General features: G+C 63.9%; 18 protein-coding genes. 10 read left to right on the top strand and 8 right to left on the bottom strand.

All coding sequences use genetic code 11. The annotated features are described in order from the left end of the window. The first annotated feature begins 51 nt into the window (after positions 1-51). Positions 52-732, top strand: a complete 681-nt coding sequence (locus BGP85_RS09555; RefSeq protein WP_103466456.1) for a DMT family transporter — start codon at positions 52-54, stop codon at positions 730-732. Here BGP85_RS09555 and BGP85_RS09560 read toward each other — a convergent pair. The 3 genes from BGP85_RS09560 to BGP85_RS09570 form a co-directional block, all read right to left on the bottom strand. Beyond that, positions 729-1,448 carry a TorF family putative porin gene (locus tag BGP85_RS09560; protein WP_103446932.1) on the bottom strand — a complete coding sequence of 240 codons (720 nt, stop codon included), beginning with the start codon at positions 1,446-1,448 and terminating at the stop codon, positions 729-731. The two genes, BGP85_RS09555 and BGP85_RS09560, sit on opposite strands and share 4 nt — an antisense overlap. A 104-nt stretch (positions 1,449-1,552) precedes the next feature. Beyond that, positions 1,553-1,936: a VOC family protein gene (locus BGP85_RS09565; protein WP_103446933.1), complete on the bottom strand. Its 384-nt coding sequence runs from the start codon at positions 1,934-1,936 to the stop codon at positions 1,553-1,555. A 78-nt stretch (positions 1,937-2,014) separates the two neighbouring features. Beyond that, positions 2,015-2,266: a hypothetical protein gene (locus tag BGP85_RS09570; protein WP_103446934.1), complete on the bottom strand. Its 252-nt coding sequence runs from the start codon at positions 2,264-2,266 to the stop codon at positions 2,015-2,017. 221 nt (positions 2,267-2,487) lie between these two features. On the opposite strand from BGP85_RS09570, the gene BGP85_RS09575 reads away from it, so the two are divergent. The 6 genes from BGP85_RS09575 to arfB all read left to right on the top strand — a co-directional run bounded on the left by BGP85_RS09575 (position 2,488) and on the right by arfB (position 9,314). Continuing rightward, a complete protein-coding gene (locus BGP85_RS09575; RefSeq protein WP_103446935.1) occupies positions 2,488-3,951 on the top strand; it encodes a DUF3300 domain-containing protein in 1,464 nt (487 codons plus the stop codon). Then, positions 3,948-4,844 carry a DUF2950 domain-containing protein gene (locus BGP85_RS09580; protein WP_103446936.1) on the top strand — a complete coding sequence of 299 codons (897 nt, stop codon included), beginning with the start codon at positions 3,948-3,950 and terminating at the stop codon, positions 4,842-4,844. The genes BGP85_RS09575 and BGP85_RS09580 overlap by 4 nt, the downstream gene beginning before the upstream one ends. A gap of 239 nt (positions 4,845-5,083) precedes the next feature. Beyond that, positions 5,084-6,349 carry a cytosine permease gene (codB, locus tag BGP85_RS09585; protein ID WP_103446937.1) on the top strand — a complete coding sequence of 422 codons (1,266 nt, stop codon included), beginning with the start codon at positions 5,084-5,086 and terminating at the stop codon, positions 6,347-6,349. Further along, positions 6,346-7,563, top strand: a complete 1,218-nt coding sequence (locus tag BGP85_RS09590; protein WP_103446938.1) for a PucR family transcriptional regulator — start codon at positions 6,346-6,348, stop codon at positions 7,561-7,563. Before codB ends, BGP85_RS09590 begins: the two co-directional genes overlap by 4 nt. A 4-nt stretch (positions 7,564-7,567) precedes the next feature. Then, the gene (gene codA, locus BGP85_RS09595; RefSeq protein ID WP_103446939.1) at positions 7,568-8,809 is read left to right on the top strand and encodes a cytosine deaminase; all 1,242 of its coding nucleotides are present in this window, start codon (positions 7,568-7,570) and stop codon (positions 8,807-8,809) included. 91 nt (positions 8,810-8,900) lie between these two features. Continuing rightward, positions 8,901-9,314: an alternative ribosome rescue aminoacyl-tRNA hydrolase ArfB gene (arfB, locus tag BGP85_RS09600; protein WP_103446940.1), complete on the top strand. Its 414-nt coding sequence runs from the start codon at positions 8,901-8,903 to the stop codon at positions 9,312-9,314. Between the two features lie 29 nt (positions 9,315-9,343). Here arfB and BGP85_RS09605 read toward each other — a convergent pair whose 3' ends face one another. From BGP85_RS09605 to BGP85_RS09615, 3 genes are all read right to left on the bottom strand, one after another. Further along, positions 9,344-10,198, bottom strand: a complete 855-nt coding sequence (locus BGP85_RS09605) for a LysR family transcriptional regulator (protein ID WP_103446941.1) — start codon at positions 10,196-10,198, stop codon at positions 9,344-9,346. 128 nt (positions 10,199-10,326) lie between these two features. Continuing rightward, entirely contained in the window at positions 10,327-11,655 is a 1,329-nt protein-coding gene (locus BGP85_RS09610) for an MFS transporter (protein WP_103446942.1), read from the bottom strand. 82 nt (positions 11,656-11,737) lie between these two features. After that, positions 11,738-12,715 carry a hydroxyacid dehydrogenase gene (locus BGP85_RS09615; RefSeq protein WP_103446943.1) on the bottom strand — a complete coding sequence of 326 codons (978 nt, stop codon included), beginning with the start codon at positions 12,713-12,715 and terminating at the stop codon, positions 11,738-11,740. A 223-nt stretch (positions 12,716-12,938) separates the two neighbouring features. Here BGP85_RS09615 and BGP85_RS09620 point away from each other — a divergent pair, with 223 nt between their 5' ends. After that, positions 12,939-13,616, top strand: coding sequence for an RraA family protein (locus BGP85_RS09620; RefSeq protein ID WP_103446944.1), 678 nt, complete (start codon positions 12,939-12,941; stop codon positions 13,614-13,616). 80 nt (positions 13,617-13,696) lie between these two features. Continuing rightward, positions 13,697-14,923, top strand: a complete 1,227-nt coding sequence (locus tag BGP85_RS09625) for an MFS transporter (RefSeq protein WP_374755299.1) — start codon at positions 13,697-13,699, stop codon at positions 14,921-14,923. Positions 14,924-14,927: 4 nt separating this feature from the next. On the opposite strand, the gene BGP85_RS09630 is transcribed toward BGP85_RS09625, so the two are convergent. Together BGP85_RS09630 and BGP85_RS09635 are read right to left on the bottom strand one after the other, a co-directional pair. After that, positions 14,928-16,274: an MFS transporter gene (locus BGP85_RS09630; protein ID WP_103446945.1), complete on the bottom strand. Its 1,347-nt coding sequence runs from the start codon at positions 16,272-16,274 to the stop codon at positions 14,928-14,930. Positions 16,275-16,319: 45 nt separating this feature from the next. Further along, positions 16,320-17,240, bottom strand: coding sequence for an SMP-30/gluconolactonase/LRE family protein (locus tag BGP85_RS09635; RefSeq protein ID WP_103446946.1), 921 nt, complete (start codon positions 17,238-17,240; stop codon positions 16,320-16,322). A gap of 333 nt (positions 17,241-17,573) precedes the next feature. Here BGP85_RS09635 and BGP85_RS09640 point away from each other — a divergent pair, with 333 nt between their 5' ends. Next, entirely contained in the window at positions 17,574-18,836 is a 1,263-nt protein-coding gene (locus tag BGP85_RS09640) for an OprD family porin (protein WP_181004517.1), read from the top strand. The last annotated feature ends 130 nt before the right edge of the window (positions 18,837-18,966 follow it).

Here is an 18,966-nt window from a genome sequence, read left to right on the forward strand (position 1 = left end):
AGCGGCCCCAGGGCCGGCGATGCTACGCAACCCGGCCCCGCGCCTCAAGGCATGCGCGACCCGCCCACAGCCCCGGATGGCTGGAAGGGCGGGCTGGCGTTGTACCTCTATGCCTACCTGTTTTCCGTGGCCTACCTGCAGTTGGGGGCCGGCGTCGGTGCCCTGGTGCTGTTCGGTGCTGTACAGATCACCATGTTCGCCGTCGCCTGGCTCAGGGGCGAACGCCTCAGCGCACGTACCTTGCTGGGCATGCTCATCGCGTTTGCCGGCCTGGTCCTGCTGCTGTTGCCCGGTGCTGAAGCGCCCCCGCTGCTAAGTGCCCTGGTGATGGCGGCATCCGGCGTGGCCTGGGGCGCCTATTCGCTGCTGGGTAAAGGTTCGCCCAATCCGCTGGCCGACACCGCCGGCAACTTCGTCCGCAGTCTGCCCCTGCTACTGGTGCTTGGCGTGGTCATGCTGGCACTGGCGCGCACCCACGTCAGCCCGGCAGGGTTGTTGTATGCCCTGGCCTCTGGGGTGCTGGCCTCCGGCGCGGGATATGCGGTGTGGTACGGGGTGGTGAAGCAGGTCAGTGCCCAGCAGGCGGCGACGATGCAGCTCAGTGTGCCGGTCATCGCCGCGCTGGGCGGGGTGGTGCTGATCGGCGAGCCGATGTCGCTGCGCCTGCTGCTCGCCTCGCTGGTGGTGCTCGGTGGCGTGGCAATGGCGCTGCTACCAGTCAGGACACGTTAGAAGAAGCTGCGCTGGGCCTTGAGGGTGACCATGCTTTCGCAGTAGGTGTTGATGCCGGCATAGGCGTCGCAGCCGCTGCCGCTGAGGTCAGAGTTGCTGTATATCAGGTTGAGGTCGATGCCCAGCCATGGCCGCGACAGCTCCAGCGACCAGTCGGAAAACCCGTTGATCTGGCTGCCGTCACCGATGGTGAAGGGGGTGCCCAAGCGGTGGTGGGCGAGCTTGACGGTCAGGTCGACATCGAACAACGGCAATTGGCCAAAGTCGGCGAACAGCGTGCCGGTGCGGTTGTCCGGGTTGTCGCGCCAGGCGCCGCCGAAACGGCTGCCCAGTACCGAGATGCCGCCGTACAGGGCAAAGCTGTCGGCGCCGGCGATATTCGGCTGGCTGTAATGGATCAGGCCCACTTCGTAGCCCAGGGTGCTGTCGAAGTGGTGCTTGTAGCCGGTGTAGCTGTCCAGGCGCAGGGTCGAGTCGGGCGTCACGCCCATGCTCGGCGCGTACTGGCCGAGGTACCAGCCGTTGGGATGGCTGAGGTCGATGCCGCCGTGGAAGGTGCCCACCGCACTCGGCGAGATCAGCCCCTGGGCCATGCTGCGCGAGGGTGTGGTGCCGAGCTTGAAGTCGAAAGCGCCCAGTTGGCGCTGGATCTGTTGCGCGTGCAATGGCGGGCTCGCGAGGAGGGCCAGCGTCAGCAACAGCAAGGGCCTAGTCATGGTCACCGTCCTGGAAGGCTTGCGCTTGAGCAGCTGAGGATACCTGTGTTGGCCGCCAGGAGGCTACCGGCGGTGGCCATTACTCGACCATTGGTCAGGGCAGTTCATACCCCGAGTGGTTCGGCGATTTCGATCAGATTCAGGTCAGGGTCACGCACGTACACCGAGCGGATCGGGCCGGTTGCACCAGTGCGTGCAACAGGGCCTTCGATGATTGGCCACTGCACCTTCTGCAGGTGAGCGATCACCTGTTCCAGGCTTACCTGGCTGATGAAGCACAGATCCAGAGCGCCGGGTACCGGTAGATGTGCTTTGGGCTCGAACTCATGGCCGCGCACATGGATGTTGATTTTCTGGTTGCCGTAACGCAGCGCCAGGCGGTTATTGCCGAAAGTTTCCAGCTGCATGCCCAGCACACGCGTGTAGAAATCGGTGCAGGCTTCGACATCGGTGGTGGTGAGGACCAAATGGTCCAGGTGATCGATCATTGGCCAGCCTCGGTGACAGGGACTGAAGGCGATCAGTCCGGCCAGGGCCATGATAGTGCGCTGATCCGGTCTTTCAACTCAGCCTTTGATCGCAGGCTGAGCCTCGGCGACATCAGTGACCGCCTGCTGGCTGGTGGAGCGCTCGATGACGCGTTTGCGCAGCTCGTATTCGTCCAGTGACAGGCTCTGGCGCTGGATGGACTCGAGTTGCAGCTGGCGAGTTTCTTCGGCGGTGTAGGGGCGCAGTTCAGGGTGGCTGGCGCAACCGGTGAGCGCGGCGATCGCGGTGGCGCAGAGGGTAGCGAGCAGCAGGCGGGCCGTGGTGTTCATCGGGGGAAGCTCCAGGATTCGGGCGGTGGAAATCGATGGAGCCAGGTTATTGATTGCTGACGATGGGTAGAAATTGGTGTTGTCGATAGTGACTATCGAGGCTTCTGCAAGTCGCAGCGCAGTGGTTGAAAGCTGACCCTTTGCTACCCTTATCGCACGGCGTCGACTGCCCGCGTTGCAAGTCTTTCATTTCACGTATCTTGACCAGATGGGGAACTGCGATGCGCCTGCCATTGTTATGCGTCCTGTCGTTGGTGTTGTGCCTTGACGGTGTTACCAGCCTGGCGTTGGCCGACGACCCGCCAGCACCTGACCCGGCACCTGCCGAAGCCAAGCAGGCGGTGTTCAACCAGGAGCAGCTCGACCAGATGCTCGCACCGATTGCCCTGTATCCCGATGCGCTGTTGGCCCAGGTGCTGATGGCTTCGACTTATCCGGGCGAGGTGACCGAGGCGGTGGCCTGGTCCAAGGCCAACCCCAAGGCCCAGGGCGATGATGCGGTCAAGCAGGTGGCCAAGCAGACCTGGGACCCGAGCGTGCAGGCACTGGTGGCGTTCCCGCAGGTGCTGGTGGTGCTCGGCCAGGATCCGGTCTGGGTCCAGCGGTTGGGGGATGCCTTCCTGGCGCAACCCGATGACGTCATGGCCGGCGTACAGCGCTTGCGCCATCAAGCCCAGGCGGCTGGCAACCTGACCAGCAACCAGTACCAGAACGTCACGGTGCAGGCTGCGCCCGCAGCGGCTCCGGCTCCGGCCAACTCGGGCGGTTCGCAGGCCGCACCTGCCAGCAGCTCTTCAACCAGCACCATCATCATTCAGCCGGCCGACCCGCAGGTGGTGTACGTACCCACCTACAATCCGACCACCACTTACGGCACCTGGGCCTATCCGGCCTCGCCACCGGTGTATTACCCGCCGTCGCCGATGTACTACGCGGGCACCGCGCTGATGGCCGGGTTGGCGTTCGGCGCCGGTGTGGCAATCGTCAACTCGCTCTGGGGCGATTGCGACTGGGGGCACGGTGACGTCGATATCAACGTCAATCGCTACAACAACATCAACGCCAACAACCGCATCACCAACAACCAGAACAAGTGGCAGCACAATGCCGCACACCGTGATGGCGTCCCGTACCGCGATAACCGCAGCCGCCAGCAGTACGGTCGCCAGCTCGACGGAGCAACCCAGCGCGCCGCGTTCCGCGGCGATGATGCCCAGCGCACCCAGGCGCGTGACCGCGCCAGGGCCTCGATGGACCGTGCAGGTATCGAGCGCCCGGCCACCAGTAACCGCGAAGCCCTCAACAGTGCGCGCGAAGCCCGGGCCGAAGGCGGCGTGGGCAACCGCATGCAAGGCGGCGCGAACAACGTGCGCCCCGCCGATCGCCGCACAGAACCGCGCAATACCCGTGACAACCAGCAGGCGCGCAACCAGCTCGAGCAGCGCCGCCAGGGTGAAGGCCAGGCCAGGCAGGCCGTGCAGAACCGCTCGGGCAACAGTACAGGCAGGGCCCGCAACAATGCCTTCGACGGGGTACGTTCACCGTCGCGCACCGTGGCCCAGGCCAACCGTGGTCGTACCAGCCAGTCGTTCGCCCAGCGGCCCAACGCCTCGCGCGCAGCGGGGCATCAGATATCCCGGCCCAGTGCGCCGGCGCGTCGCGGTGGTGGAGGTGGCCGTCGATGAACAACAAGACAACGATTGCTGCGTTGCTGATCGGCCTGGGCCTGGCCTGGGCAAACTTGGTCACGGCGCAGGAAGCATTCCCGACCCCCGATAAAGCGGTCGAAGCGTTCGTCCAGGCGCTGGGCGTCGAGCATGCCGACGAAGCGCGCCTGGGGCAGTTGCTCGGTGATGACTGGCGCACCTACATACCACGTGGCGGTGTGCAACGCAGTGATGTCGATACCTTCCTGGCGCAGTACAAGGCCGAGCATCAGATCGACAAGCAGGGCGACAACAAGGCCATCCTCGCCGTGGGCCCCGATCACTGGACCTTGCCCATTCCGCTCACCAAGGCGACCAACGGCTGGCGCTTCGACCTCAAGGCCGGCAGTGCCGAAATCCGCGCCCGGCGCATCGGCCGCAACGAACTGGCCGCCTTGCAGTCGGTGCTCGCCTATCACGATGCACAGATGGACTACGCCTCGAAGGACCGCAACGGCAACGGCGCGCTGGAATATGCCCAGCAGATCTTCAGCACGCCCGGCAAGCATGACGGGCTGTTCTGGGAAGATGAAGAGGGCGGCGAAGTCAGCCCGCTGGGGCCGCTGTTCGGCAACGATGTGGTGGGTGATGCCTGGTACGGCTACCACTTCCACATCCTCGATGCCCAGGGCCCGTCGGCACCAGGTGGCGCCTATAGCTACCTGATCGGCAACCAGATGAGCCGTGGCTTCGCCCTGGTCGCCTGGCCGGCGAAATACAACGACAGTGGTGTCATGAGCTTCATGATCAGCCACGACGGCCAGGTGTTCGAAAAGGACCTGGGGCCGCAGGGCGACAAGATTGCCAAGGCCATGAAGCGCTTTGACCCGGATGACAGCTGGAAAGAAGTAGACGTCAACGCCAGCGAATGACGGCCAGCGCGCGCACCGCCGGCTGGGTGAAAACTACCCAGTGCTGTTCCGCTTTGGTGCGCGTGCGCCTCAAAACAGGTCTTGACGCACAGATTGCATTCTTCAAGTCGATAAAAAGTGTGCAGAGCGAACAGGGATGGTTGTGCCGGTTGCCCGCAAATTTTCCGTTTTTCGCGGTTAGCAAAAGCGGCTCGCATATTGCTCCCCCTAGTCGCAACGACAACCCGGAGCACCGTGCCATGAGCTCACCTACCGAATTTCCGCTATGCGAAGCCCCGCCATCGTCGCGCAAGGGGCTGCTGCCCATTGCCATGGTGCTGTTCAGCTTTACCTTCTTCACCGGCACCATGTTCGCTGGCGGCAAGCTGGGCATGGCCTTCAACTTCGTCGACATGCTGTGGGTCGCCGCCATCGGCAACACGCTGCTGGCGTTGTACGCTGCGGCCCTGGCCTTCATCGCCTCGCGCAGTGGCTTGAACACCGTACTGATGGGGCGCTTTTGTTTCGGCGAGGCGGGCAGCCGGCTTTCCGACTTTATCCTGGGCTTCGCCGAGCTGGGCTGGTACGCCTGGGGCACCGCGACCGTGGCGATCGTGTTAGTCAAGTTGCTGGGCTTGGCGGGCGGGTTCACCGTACCGCTGATGGTGCTTTTCGGCCTGGGCTTCAGCATCACCGCGATCATCGGCTTCAAGGGCCTGGACTTGCTGTCGCGGGTGTCGGTGCCGCTGATGTTCGCGCTGCTGCTGGTGTCGATGTACATCGCCACCGCCGATGCCGGGGGCTTTGCCGGCCTTGCGGCAGTGGTACCCCACGAAACCATGACCTTCTCGGCAGCGGTGACCATGGTTTTCGGCACCTTCGCCAGCGGGGCCACCCAGGCCACCAACTGGACCCGGCTGTCGCGCAGCGGGCGGGTGGCGGTAGTGGCCAGCATCGTTGCCTTTTTGCTCGGCAACGGCCTGATGGTCGTCGCCGGGGCATGGTGCGCGATGGTCTACCAGCAGGCCGACATCGTCGAAGTGATGATGCTGCAAGGCCTGTCGTTCGCGGCGGTGGTGATGCTCTGCCTGAACCTCTGGACCATTCAGGGGCCGACCATCTACAACGTCTCGGCAGCTGCCTGCCACTTGCTGCGCAGCGAGCGCCGACGCACCGCCACGCTGGTCGCGGCAGCCGTGGGTATCGTGCTGGCGATCGGCGGCATGTATGAAATGCTGATCCCGTTTCTGGTGCTGTTGGGCTCGATCATTCCGCCTGTGGGCGGGGTGATCATGGCCGACTTCTGGTATCGCCACCGCGGCAAGTACCCGGCGCTGGCCTCGGTGCAGCTGCCGCGCTACAACCTCCTGGGCCTTGGGGCCTATGCGCTGGGTGCGGTGCTGGCCTATGCCTCGCCGTGGGTCGCGCCACTGGTGGGTATTGGCGCCTCGGCCCTGTGCTACATCGTCCTGCTTGAAATCAGCGGCCGGCGCCGGGCGCTGGGCCAGGCGGGCGTCGAGCCGTGAGCCTGGCGCTGGACGAGATCCTGCACTTGCCGGGCCTGCAGGAGATGACCGTGCGCGCCGGTGCACGCAACCTGCAGCGGCGGGTGCGCTGGCCTTACGTGGCGGAGAACGAAGGCATCGCCGAGTGGGTAATGGGCGGCGAACTGGTGTTCGTCACCGGCATCAACCACCCGCGTGGCGAGGCCAACCTGCTGAGCCTGGTCGAGGACGGCGAGGCGGTGGGCATTGCCGGGATGGTGATCCTCACGGGCGGCACCTTCATCCAGACCATCCCGCCGGCAGTGATCGCCCGTGCCGAACAATTGGGCCTGCCATTGATCGAGCAGCCCTATGCCCTGAAGATGGTGATCGTTACTCACCTGATCGGCACGGCCCTGGTGCAGATGAGCCAGGTGCGCCGGTCGCGTAACGACATCCTCGGCCAGTTGCTCAGCGGCGACTACCCGAGCCTGGCCATTGTCCGCCAGCGTGCGGCGCACCTTGAACTGGCACTGGATGAGCCGCGTCGCGTGGTGGCGCTGCGTTTGCTGCACGTTGAGCCGTTGTTCGAGCGCCATGGCCTGGCCGAGGGCGAGCGCCTCTGGCAGGCTACCCGCCAGGCCCTGGAAGACCGGCTCGAGTCCTGGTGTCGCGAACGACCGGGGACGGTCACCGCGCAACTGCCAGGCGACCTGCAGGTGCTGCTGCTGGTGGATGCCGCCGACTTGCCGATGTGCTTGGCCACACTGCACCGACAACTGAGCGCGGTGGTGGGCGAGCTGGCGCTGTACATGGGCCTGTCGAGCCTGGCTGCCGATTGCGCACACTACCGCCAGGCGCTCAGCGAGGCGCGACAGGCCCTGGAGGTGGCGCAGCACCTGCACCCGGCCAACGGCTTCTGCGATTTCAGCGAGCTGGGTGTGCTGCGCCTGCTGCAAGGCATCGTCGACCGTTCGCTGATCGATGACTTTGTCGCCCAGACCCTGGGCCCGCTGATCACCCCTGGGCGCAAGCAGCCGCATGTACTGGTGCATACCCTCGACGCCCTGCTCAAGGAAAACGGCAACGGCCTCAAGGCAGCCCAGCGCCTGGGCCTGCACCGCAACACCATCAACCAGCGCATTCAACGTATCGAACAACTGAGCGGGCAGTCCCTCGACGACCCGCTGTTTCGCATGAACGCTTCTGTCGCCATGCTTGTGTGGCGCATGAACGAAGACCACGGTAAGGAGTAACGCCATGAACATCATCAACGCCCGCCTGCGTGGCAAGAACGGTCTGTTCCGCATCGAACTGGACGGCGAGCGCATCGCCGCCATCGCGCCACAGGCCGACCTGGCCGCGCCGGCCAGCCCGGAAGACCTGGACGCCCAGCAGAACCTGGTGGTGGCGCCCTTCGTCGAGCCGCACATCCACCTCGACGCCACCCTCACTGCCGGTGAGCCGAAGTGGAACATGAGCGGCACCTTGTTCGAAGGCATCGAGCGCTGGGCCGAACGCAAGGCAATCACCACCCACGACGACATCAAGACCCGCGCCAAGAAAACCATCGGCATGCTGGTGGATCATGGCATCCAGCACGTGCGCACCCATGTCGACGTCACCGACCCCAAGCTCATCGCGCTCAAGGCCATGGTCGAGGTGCGCGAGGAAGTGCGCCATCTGATCGACCTGCAGATCGTCGCCTTCCCCCAGGAGGGCATCGAGTCGTACGCCAATGGCCGGGCGTTGATGACCGAGGCGGTGGCCATGGGCGCCGACGTGGTCGGCGGCATTCCGCATTTCGAGAACACCCGCGACCAGGGCGTGTCGTCGATCAAGTTCCTGATGGACCTGGCCGAACGTACCGGCTGCCTGGTGGACGTGCATTGCGATGAAACCGACGACCCGCAGTCGCGCTTTCTCGAAGTGCTGGCCGAAGAGGCACGGGTGCGCGGCATGGGCGCACGGGTGACCGCCAGCCATACCACGGCCATGGGCTCGTACGACAATGCCTACTGCTCCAAGCTGTTCCGCCTGCTGAAGATGTCGGGCATCAACTTCGTCTCGTGCCCCACCGAAAGCATCCACCTGCAGGGTCGCTTCGACAGCTACCCCAAGCGCCGCGGGCTGACCCGCGTGGCCGAAATCGACCGCGCCGGGATGAACGTGTGCTTCGGCCAGGACTCCATCGTCGACCCGTGGTACCCGCTGGGCAATGGCAATATCCTGCGCATTCTCGAAGCCGGGCTGCACATCTGCCACATGCTCGGCTACGAAGACCTGCAACGCAGCCTGGACCTGATCACCGATAACAGTGCCCGCACCCTCAACCTTGGCGAGCGATATGGCATCGAGGTCGGCCGGCCGGCCAACCTGCTGCTGCTGTCGGCGCCGGATGACTACGAGATGGTCCGCAGCCAGGGCCATGCGCTGGTGTCGGTGCGCAACGGCAAGGTGTTGATGCGCCGCACGCCAGCGCAGGTCGAACGCTTTGCCTGACAGTTTGCGCGAGCGGCAATCAAGCACGCATTGGTGAAATACACGAGCGGCAAAGCCTGTGATAATGGAGGGGAATCACAAGGGCCACGCCATGCTGACCATCTCCAATAACGTGCATCTGCCCGATGCCGAAATCGAACTGAGCTACATCCGCGCGCAGGGCGCCGGTGGGCAGAATGTCAACAAGGTGTCCAGCGCCGTGCACCTGCGCTTCGACATTCCCGCTTCGTCGCTGCCCGCGTTCTACAAGGAGCGGCTGCTGGCGCTGCGGGACAGTCGCATCACCGCCGACGGCGTGTTGATCATCAAGGCCCAGCAGTATCGAACCCAGGAGCAGAACCGCGCTGACGCACTGGCGCGCCTTGCCGAGTTGATCATCACGGCCGGCAAGACCGAGAAGAAGCGCCGCCCCACCAAGCCGACCCTCGGCTCGAAGACCCGCCGCCTCGATGGCAAAGCCAGGCGCAGCACGGTCAAGGCGGGCCGGGGCAAGGTGGAGTTCTAGGCGCATCAGGAAAAATGCGGCGACCTCGCCTAGCGCCCCAGCAGCTGCCCCACCAGCCACTGCCCCGCGGGCCCCAGCGCCCGCTGGCGCGACCAGGCCACATCCATGGCCACCCGCCGCGGGTAACCGGCCATGGGCAACTCCACCAGGCCACTGCCGAAGCGCGCCACCAGCGCCTTGGGCAGTTCGGCCCAGCCGAAGCCGCGCACGGCGAACTCCAGCAAGGTCAGGTAGTCCGGCGCCGACCAGGCCTGGCCGTGGCCATGGGGCAGGCTCGGGGCGTAGGTCTTGATGTACAGCTGGCGTTCGTTTTCCAGGTGCTGCGGTTGCAACGCCGGCAGCTTCGCCAGCGGGTGTTCGCTGCTGACATAGAGGCAGAACTCCGCCTGCTCGGGCAGCCGCGCCACGCTGACATCTGCAGGGTAACGGTCCTGCGCGGCGAGGATGCCGATGTGCGCCAGGCCTTGCTGCACCAAGTCGATCACGTCGGCATCTTCGGACGGGCCGCAGCGCAGCTCGGTGTGCGGGTAGTGTTCGGCGAAGCGGCCCATCGCCGCGCCCTGGAAGGTCACGCTGTAGCTGTCGGACATCACCACTGACACCAGCGGTTCAACCTGGTCAGCCAGGCGCACGGCCAAGGCATCCAGTTTGGCGCTGGCATCGAGGATCGCCTCGACGTGGTTCAGCACCTGATGGCCGGCGGCATTGAGCGTCGGGTGACGACCGGCGCGGTCGAACAGGGGGCAACCGATGTCGGCCTCGAAGTTGGCGATGGCGATGCTGATGGTCGACTGGCTCTTGCGCAGTTTGCGTGCGGCAGCAGAGAACGAGCCGAGGGCGGCGGCTTCGACAAAGGCGACGAGGGCTTCGGGGGAGTAGCGCATGGGTATCGATAAAAACCATGGATGAATGGCCATGAGTATCGATCCGGTCAACGTGCGAGGCAAGCATGCGCTTGGCAGATGCCCACGTTCCCTGCGGAAGGTGGGCATCGCAGCGCTACGGCCAGGGCTTACTTTGCGCCTGCCACGCTAGCGGCTTCAGCCTGCTCGCGCTGGCGCTTGCGGCCGATCACCAGTACACCCATGGCGGCCAGGGTGCACAGTGTCGCCAGGGGCATCAATGCCAGGGCGTAGCTGTTGGTGGCGTCGTGGATGGCACCGTAGACGTTGACCATCAGGCCGCCGCCGATCAGGTTGGCCATGGCGCCGACGGCCGCCAGCCCGGCGGCTGCGGTGGACGAGGACAGCCAGCCGGAGACCAGTGCCCAGAAGGGGCCCTTCATCGAATAGGCACCCACCAGCACCATGGTCAGCATCACCACCGTGGCTGGCAGCGAAGAGGTGAACAGCGTCATCAGCAGGCCAGCGGCGATCAGCAGCATGGTCATCGCGGTGTGCCAGCGGCGCTCGCCGCTGCGGTCGGAGCTGCGCCCCCAGATGATCATCGCAACCGAGGCTACGCCATACGGGATGGCATTGACCAGGCCGATCTCCATGGCGCTGAGGCCGAAGGTTTTCAGCAGTTGCGGTGCCCAGACGCTCATGGTGCTACCGGCGGCGGAAGCCCCGGAGTAGATCAGCGCCAGTACCCAGATGTCCTTGTGGCGCAGCAACTTCCACAGCGAAATATGGCCGATGGCGGTCTTCTTGGCGGCCTCGGTCGCCAGGCGTTGGGTGAGCCAGCCGCGTTGCTCGTCGCTCAGCCACTTGGCCTGTTCTGGGCGGTCGGTCAGTACGAACAGGCAGGCGATGCCCAGCAGGACTGCCGGGATGCCTTCGAGGATGAACAGCCAGTGCCAGCCGCGCATGCCCATCCAGCCATCCAGGCTCAGCAGCAGGCCGGACAGTGGTGAGCCGATGAAGTTGGCGGCCGGGATCGCCACCATGAACAGCGCCACCATGCGTGCGCGGTAGGCAGACGGCAACCAGTAGGTGAGGTACAGCAGCACGCCGGGGAAGAAACCAGCTTCGGCAGCGCCAAGCAGGAAGCGCATCACGTACAGCGAGTTGGCGCCCTGGACGAACGCCGTGCCAGCTGAAATCAGTCCCCAGGTGATCATGATGCGGGCGATCCAGATCCGCGCGCCATACCGTTGCATGGCCAGGTTGCTGGGCACTTCAACCAGGAAGTAGGAGAAGAAGAACAGGCTGCTGGCGAAACCGAAGACCTTGGCCGAGAGTTCCAGGTCGTGGTTCATCTGCAGCGAAGCCATGCCGATGTTGCCGCGATCGATGATCGCGATCAGGTAGCAGACGATCAGAAAAGGTAGCAGGCGCCAGGCAACACGGCGCATGGTGCTGCGTTCGAGCTCGTCCGGCGTGGATGTCACTGAAGTCATGAGGCTCTCCAATTGTTTTTTTTCTGGAGTGACGCGTGGTGAAAGGCGCCCCCTCTCACGAAGCGGCGCGGGAGGGCTGCAATCAGCTGTCAATCAGGTGGCGGTTGACCACGCAACGAGGATCCAGGGCATTGCCCGCCAGGATATCCAGAACCTGCCTCACGCAGACCAGACCGACACGGTCTCGGGCTTCGGTGGTGTTGGCGCCGACGTGCGGCGTGGCGACCAGGGTCGGCAAGCCCCACAGCGGGCTGTCGGCCGGTGGTGGCTCTGGGTGGAAGGTGTCCAGGCCAGCACCGGCAAGGCGGCGCTCGCTCAGTGCTTGTACCAAGGCGTCCGTGTCGATCAGTTCACCGCGGGCAGTGTTGATCAGGATGGTGCCCGGGCGCATGCGCGCGAGTTGGTCAGCACCGATCAGACTGTGATTGGTCTCGGTCAGCGGGCAGTGCAGGCTGATGATATCGCTTTCGGCCAGCAGGCGATCAAAATCCTCTTCACGCTCGACATGGGCGCGCGCTGGCAGCTGCTTGAGGTAAGGGTCGAACACTTTGACCTTCATGCGTAGCGGCGCCACCAGGTCCATCAGAACGCTGCCGATCGATCCCAGGCCAATCAGGCCCAAGGTCTTGCCGGACAGCTCGATGCCGTTGGCCGAAGCCTTGTCCCAGTGACCTTCACGCATACGCGCATCGAGCAGGGCGGTCTGGCGGGCGACGCTGAACATCAGGGCAAAGGCATGCTCGGCCACCGACTGTGCGTTGGCACCTACCGCGATCGACACCGGTACCCCGCGCTCGGCGGCGGCCTGGATATCGATGGTGTTGAAGCCGACACCGTGCTTGGCGATCAGCTTCAGCTTCGCGCTGGCCTCGATCATGCCGCGGGTCAGGCTGCCTTGGCGAACCACGATGGCGTCGGGCTGCTCCGCGCGAATGATGGCTACCAGCTCTTCTTCCGGAAGGTAGGGCGTGGTGGGGACGACCCGGACGCCCTGGTCGGCGGCAAGTTTCATGGCCTCGGAGGCAAGTTCGGGGCCGGTAAGCAGAATGGTACGGGGCATCGTGAACACCTTTTTATTGTCAGGGCAGTCGCTGTAGCTCGGCGCCAGCGATGGTGTGACCCTATCATAATGAAACGTCGTTGCAAGGAAATAAATTTTCTCGCTCTTATACCTGGAGATAATCGGTAAAAAACCGATTGATAAATGATTATTGCAATGACATTCTAAAAACAGATTCGGCGGCCGCCGATGACACCGAATAAAATCAATAGAGGTATGTCACATGAGCATTGGCTTCCAAGTGCTTGAGCGCACGCGCAAAATTGGCGAAGAATGGGTTGGCCGCTACCGTGAGGTTCCGGTCGCTAACGTCAGCGACTCGATGAACCGCATGACCGCAGGCGGTGCCCGTCTGCGTCCCATGCATCGCGAAGGCGTGCTGTGTGGTCCGGCCCTCACCGTCAAGGCGCGTCCAGGTGACAACCTCATGCTGCACTACGCCCTGGACATCGCTCAGCCGGGCGATGTGATCGTGGTCGATGCCGGCGGCGACCTGACCAACGCCCTGATCGGCGAAATGATGGTGGCCTATGCAGTCAAGCGCGGTGTGGCGGGCATCGTCATCAATGGCGCCATCCGGGATGCGGCCAATATTGGTGCCGGTGACTTTCCGTTGTTCGCCGCCGGTGTGTCGCACCGTGGCCCCTACAAGGACGGCCCGGGCGAGATCAACGTGCCGATTGCCATTGATGGTATGGTGATCGAGCCGGGCGACCTGATGATCGGCGATGAGGATGGTTTGCTATGCATCCCGTACGACCAGGTTGCCGATGTCTATGCCCGTGCCACGGCCAAGCATGCTGCCGAAACTGCTCAGATGGAGCATATTGCCCAAGGCACCAACGACCGCTCCTGGGTCATTGAGTCCTTGAAGAAGAAAGGCTGCCTGCTGCCAGGTTGACCCCTTGACCTGCTGCGCACCTTGCGATGGGGTGCGCAGCGGGCGCTGGGCTGGCGCGGGTCTAATGAGGATTCGCAGACTTGACCGATTCAGCGTCGTCACATCGTAACCAGTGGCCGTCGGCCATCCGGGCGCTCGCCCACCGTAATTTCCAGATCTATTTCGTCGGCCAGGGTGTTTCCACCCTGGGCAAGTGGGTACAGCAGGTGGCGTTGGCCTGGCTGGCCTATCACCTCACGGGTTCGGCCGTGCTGCTGGGGCTGATCACCTTTCTTTCGCTGGCTCCGCAACTGCTGATCGGCCCGCTGGCCGGCGCCTGGATCGACCGGCATGACAAGCGTCGATTGCTGATCATCGTGCAAGTGATCCTGACCTTGCAGTCGTCGGTATTGGCGCTTTGTACCTGGTTGGGTTGGGTCGATGGCCCGGTTATCGCCGGCATGGCCTTGCTGCTGGGTTTGCTCAACGCCCTGGAAACACCGTTGCGTCAAGCCTTGATCGGCAGCTTCGTCGATGACCCGGCCGACCTGCCCAACGCCTTGGTGCTCAATGCCATGCTGATCAACGGGGCACGCTTTGTCGGCCCGCCATTGGCTGGGGCACTGATCGCGTTCGCCGGTGAGGCAACCTGCTTCGCGCTGACGGCCGTAGCCTTCCTGGCATTGCTGTTCGGCTTGCTGAAGGTGCGCGGTCACGCCAGCCCCAAGGCCAGTGGTTCGACTGCGCAGGTGTTTCGCGAGGGGCTGGCATACATGTGGCAGACCCGCCAAGTGCGCCAACTGCTGGTCAACGTGATCATGGTCAACCTGTTTGCCTCCTGCTATGCAGCGCTGCTGCCAATCCTGGCCAAGGCGGTGTTTGCCGGGGATGCGCGGGTACTGGGTTGGTTGTGGGGAGCGGCGGGGGCTGGTGCCTTCGTGGCGACCCTGGTGCTGGCATTCGGCGGTGCATTGCCTCGCCTGCGCCAGTTCACCGATGCCGGGGCGCTGCTGTGCGCGGCCGCTCTGGTCGGGCTATGGCTGGCCGGCGTGCTGCCGTTGGCGCTGCTGGCGCTGGCGTTGCTGGGTTTTGGCATCACCTTGAGCAATGTCAGCACCAACATGCAGTTGCAGAGTGGTGCGCCGGGCCACCTGCGTGGTCGGGTTATCGCTTTCTACATCGCCATGCGCTTTGGCTTCGAGGCCTTGGGCGGGATGATCGCCGGGCTGGTCGCAGCCCGCTGGGGGGCACCGGCGACCCTGGGGGTCGCCGGTGCAGTGCTGGTGCTGGGGTTGCTCGGGCAGTACGGCCTGCGTCGCCGCACCTGATCGCTCAAGCGGCCTGACCTTGGCCTTGGCCTTGGCCTTGCGGCGTTTGTTGCTTGGCCGGGTCGCCCAGCCAGAGCATCAGCCAGGTACCGATCAGCAGGATCGACGCTACGGCGAAGAACGGCAGGGTGAAGCTGTGCGTGGCATCCTTGATCAGGCCTATCAGGAACGGCCCGGTAAAGCCGCCGAGGTTGCCGATCGAGACGATCATCGCCAGGCCGCCCGCCGCGGCGCGGCCGGTGAGGAAGGTCGAGGGAATCGCCCAGAACGTGGCCTGGAACGACAGGATGCCGGCCACCGCCAGGCACAGGCTGGCAATCTTCAGCAGTGGCTGGTCGATCAGCGCCGCGCTCACCAGGGCCAGGGCAGCGAACGCCAGCGCGCTGACCACGTAGGGCAGACGGTGGCTGCTGCGGTTGGCCAGGCGCGCCCATAAGGTCATGGCCAAGGCGCCTAGCAGGTAAGGCAGCGCCACTACCAGGCCGACCACGCCACTGGAAATCCCCAGGCTCTTGATGATCTGCGGCAGCCACAGTCCGATGCCGATGGAGCCGACGATGCAGCAGAAGTTGATCGCCGCCAGGGTGAACACCTTGGGATTGGTCAGTGCGGCGCGCAGGGTGTTGCCGTGGGCGGCACCTATGGCCTGCTGCTCCTGGGACAGGCGCTGGGTCAGCCAGGCCTTTTCCCGTGGGTTCAGCCACTTCGCCTTGGCCGGGCTATCGACCAGCACGAACAGGCAGGCGATGCCAAGTAACACGGCAGGCATCGATTCGGTGACCAGCAGCAGTTGCCAGTTCTTCAGGCCCCAGACACCGTGCTGTTCCATCAGCCAGCCCGACAGCGGCGAGCCGACGATGTTGGCCACCGGGATGCCCAGCAGGAACGTTGCGGTAGCTTTGGCTCGCCATTTACCGGGGAACCAGTAGGTGAAATACAGGTACACCCCCGGTGTGAAGCCCGCTTCGGCAAGCCCCAGCAGGAAGCGCGCGATGCTGAAGCTGATGGGGCCGGTGGCGAACGCCGTGGCCATGGAGATCAGCCCCCAAGTGATCATGATCCGCGCTATCCACACCCGAGCACCGAAGCGCTGCATCAGCAGGTTGCTGGGGATCTCGAACATGAAATAGCCGAAGAAGAACAGGCCGGCCGCCCAACCGAACATCGTCGCGGTCAGGCCCAGGTCCTGGTTCATGCTGATGGCGGCGAAGCCGACGTTCGTGCGATCGAGGTAGCTGATCACGTAGCAGATGAAGATGAACGGCACCAGGCGCCACAGCACGCGGCGCATCAGGCGTTCGCCCTCGGCGTCGCTGAGCGGCGCCTGGGCAGCGGGGGTTTCTTGGGTCATATCGTCACTCTTTTGTATTTATTGTGTGCGCTGACAGGCGCGGCTTCAGCTGTGGGAAAACATCGTTAGCCCCGGCGCGCTGGTGCGAACCTGCAGGATGCTGCCGGTCTCGGATTCGGTGATGAACAAGGTTTGCCCGTCGTCGCCACCAAAGGCCAGGTTGGTGTTGCTGATACCGGCGCAGGAGACAATGCGTTGCAGCGGCTCGGCGACCTTCGACAGCTTCCACACCGAGCCGAAGCCGGTGTGGGCGATGTACAGGTTGCTCTGCGCATCCAGTGCCAGGCCGTCCGGCCCGCCCAGGCCGCCGTGCAGTTGGGCGAACACGCCAACCTTGCCGATGATCGAGCCGTTGCCCAGCGGGATGCGCCAGATCTGCTGGGCGCGCGTCACCGCCACCAGCAGGTGATTGAGGTGGGGGTCGTAGACGATGCCGTTGGGGCTGGGAATGGTGCCCAGCAGGCAGCTCAGGTTGCCGTTGGCGTCGAGCTTGTAGACCCGCCCCGTAGCGTCCTGCAGGCCGGTCTGGCCTTGGTCGGTGAAGTACAGGTCACCGTTCGGCGCAAACACCAGGTCATTGACGCCTTTGAAACCTTCGGAACCGGCCGAGTCCAGCAGTACCTCGATGGCGCCGGTCTGAGAGTCGAGCAGCAAGATCCCGCGCTTGTAGTCGGTAATGAAGATGCGCCCGTCCTGGTGAATCTTCAGGCCGTTGGGCCAGCCATCGTACTGACAGACCAGTTCCCATTCGCCCTGGGGCGAGATGCGGAAGATCCGCCCGTTGGGTATGTCGGTCACGTACAGGCGCCCCTGGCGATCGAACGCTGGCCCCTCAAGGAACGAATCGATTGCCCGGCCCTGCCGATTGGCGTTGGCCCAGGCCGTTGGGCGCGGGTCGCGGAAACGGTCGGGCAGGCGCGTGAAGACGGTGGTTTCGACGGTGGGTGGGGCAGCAAAAAAACTCATGATGGCTCCTGGCGGCAAGGGGCGCGTGAGCGTCCAGGTCACTAGTGTTTGTTTTGTATAATGAAATGAAATTGCAAAATAGCCCATTGCGTGACGAAAGACGATCAATTTCGTCGCCTTATTTCTGGATGTTGACGAGGGTAAGGATTTTGTGAGTTCCTATAAAGGAAATGGCGTTCCAAAATATCAGCGCCTGGAGTTTAGGCAGGGCTGATTCGGCGTTAATTCCAATAACAAGAAAACCGGCGCTCGGGTTCGGGTGCCCAGGGAGCTTTCGTCTTGAAATCCTTACCTTCCTTCTGTGGTCTTGCACTTGCCGCCAGTGGCGGCCTCATGGTGCTGCCTGCGCAAGCGGATTTTCTTTCCGGCAGCCATGCCAACCTGGCAATGCGCAACTTCTACTTCAGCAGTGATAACCGCGACGGTGCCGCCAAGCCCTCGAAGACCGAGGAATGGGCGCAGGGCTTCCTGCTCGATCTGCGTTCGGGTTACACCAGCGGAGTGATCGGTGTCGGGGTGGATGCCACCGCCATGCTGGGCGTCACCCTGGACAGCGGCCGTGGCCGGCACGCGGGCAGCACGATGATTCCCTCCGATGGCGAGCGTGCGGTGGATCAGTGGGGCAGTGCGGGCGCGACCCTGAAGCTGAAAGCGAGCAAGAGCGAGCTGCGGGCCGGCCAGTTGATGCCAAAGATGCCCGTATTGGTGGCCTCCGATGGTCGGCTGCTACCACAGTCTTTCCAGGGCGTGCAGCTGCAATCAAAGGAGTTCGACGACCTGATGCTGATCGGCGGCGCTCTGGACCGCGCCCGGGGTCGGGCTTCCACCGACCTGACCGGCATGGCCGTAAGTGGCGGCACCCAGGAAAGTGACCGTTTCTACTTTGCCGGTGCCGATTACCGTGCCACCGATGCGCTCCTGCTGCAGTACTACTTCGGTCAGTTGCAGGACTATTACCAGCAGCATTTCGCTGGCCTCAATCACACCCTGGCACTGACTGACGACAGCTCGCTGACAACCGACCTGCGCTACTTCCGCACCCGCTCGGACGGCGCCAACGGCAGCGCTTCGGGGCGCGCGCAGGGTTATACGGTAGGCGGCTATACCGCCGATGGAGACGGCGAGATCGACAGCGAACTGTGGAGCGCGGCGTTCACCTACCGCCTGGGCGGTCACTCGCTCATGCTGGGCTATCAGAGCGTTTCCGACGACAGCAACTTCGTGCAGATCAACCAGGGGTCGATCGACAAGGGTGCCGGTGGCAGCAGCCTGTACCTGTGGACCGACAAGATGCTGCTGAGCTTCACCCGTGCTGGCGAGCGCACCGGCTTTGCGCAGTATGGCTACGATTTCGCGGCTTTGGGTGTGCCTGGCCTCAAGGCCTCGGTGATGTACCTCAACGGTGATCACATCCAGACCGCGGGCGGTGCCGAGCAGTCGGAGTGGGAGCGAGACTTCTCCCTGGACTACGTCATCCAGAGCGGTACCTTCAAGGGGCTGGGCGTGGCTTGGCGCAATGGCATGTCCCGCAGCGAAGCGGCCCGCAATGGCGATCAGAATCGCGTGATCGTCAACTATACCGTGGCGTTGTTCTGAGCCAGCAGCAGGAGGATTGGAGGGCAATGAGCATGGCCCGGCGTTCAGGTGTGGGGCCATCTGGCCGGTGGGCGCGGTGAGCGGCCGGCTGGTCTTCTGTTCAGGCTACTTAACCGTCAACGATGATGGT

Origin of the sequence: Pseudomonas putida (assembly GCF_002906855.1) — a bacterium.
GTDB classification, from domain to species: domain Bacteria; phylum Pseudomonadota; class Gammaproteobacteria; order Pseudomonadales; family Pseudomonadaceae; genus Aquipseudomonas; species Aquipseudomonas putida_N.

Excerpts from the sequence above, each read along its gene's own strand:
- BGP85_RS09555 (WP_103466456.1), top strand. The coding sequence starts at position 52 with ATGCGCGACCCGCCCACAGCCCCGGATGGCTGGAAGGGCGGGCTGGCG.
- BGP85_RS09560 (WP_103446932.1), bottom strand. The coding sequence starts at position 1,448 with ATGACTAGGCCCTTGCTGTTGCTGACGCTGGCCCTCCTCGCGAGCCCG.
- BGP85_RS09565 (WP_103446933.1), bottom strand. The coding sequence starts at position 1,936 with ATGATCGATCACCTGGACCATTTGGTCCTCACCACCACCGATGTCGAA.
- BGP85_RS09570 (WP_103446934.1), bottom strand. The coding sequence starts at position 2,266 with ATGAACACCACGGCCCGCCTGCTGCTCGCTACCCTCTGCGCCACCGCG.
- BGP85_RS09575 (WP_103446935.1), top strand. The coding sequence starts at position 2,488 with ATGCGCCTGCCATTGTTATGCGTCCTGTCGTTGGTGTTGTGCCTTGAC.
- BGP85_RS09580 (WP_103446936.1), top strand. The coding sequence starts at position 3,948 with ATGAACAACAAGACAACGATTGCTGCGTTGCTGATCGGCCTGGGCCTG.
- codB (WP_103446937.1), top strand. The coding sequence starts at position 5,084 with ATGAGCTCACCTACCGAATTTCCGCTATGCGAAGCCCCGCCATCGTCG.
- codA (WP_103446939.1), top strand. The coding sequence starts at position 7,568 with ATGAACATCATCAACGCCCGCCTGCGTGGCAAGAACGGTCTGTTCCGC.
- arfB (WP_103446940.1), top strand. The coding sequence starts at position 8,901 with ATGCTGACCATCTCCAATAACGTGCATCTGCCCGATGCCGAAATCGAA.
- BGP85_RS09605 (WP_103446941.1), bottom strand. The coding sequence starts at position 10,198 with ATGCGCTACTCCCCCGAAGCCCTCGTCGCCTTTGTCGAAGCCGCCGCC.
- BGP85_RS09610 (WP_103446942.1), bottom strand. The coding sequence starts at position 11,655 with ATGACTTCAGTGACATCCACGCCGGACGAGCTCGAACGCAGCACCATG.
- BGP85_RS09615 (WP_103446943.1), bottom strand. The coding sequence starts at position 12,715 with ATGCCCCGTACCATTCTGCTTACCGGCCCCGAACTTGCCTCCGAGGCC.
- BGP85_RS09620 (WP_103446944.1), top strand. The coding sequence starts at position 12,939 with ATGAGCATTGGCTTCCAAGTGCTTGAGCGCACGCGCAAAATTGGCGAA.
- BGP85_RS09630 (WP_103446945.1), bottom strand. The coding sequence starts at position 16,274 with ATGACCCAAGAAACCCCCGCTGCCCAGGCGCCGCTCAGCGACGCCGAG.
- BGP85_RS09635 (WP_103446946.1), bottom strand. The coding sequence starts at position 17,240 with ATGAGTTTTTTTGCTGCCCCACCCACCGTCGAAACCACCGTCTTCACG.
- BGP85_RS09640 (WP_181004517.1), top strand. The coding sequence starts at position 17,574 with ATGGTGCTGCCTGCGCAAGCGGATTTTCTTTCCGGCAGCCATGCCAAC.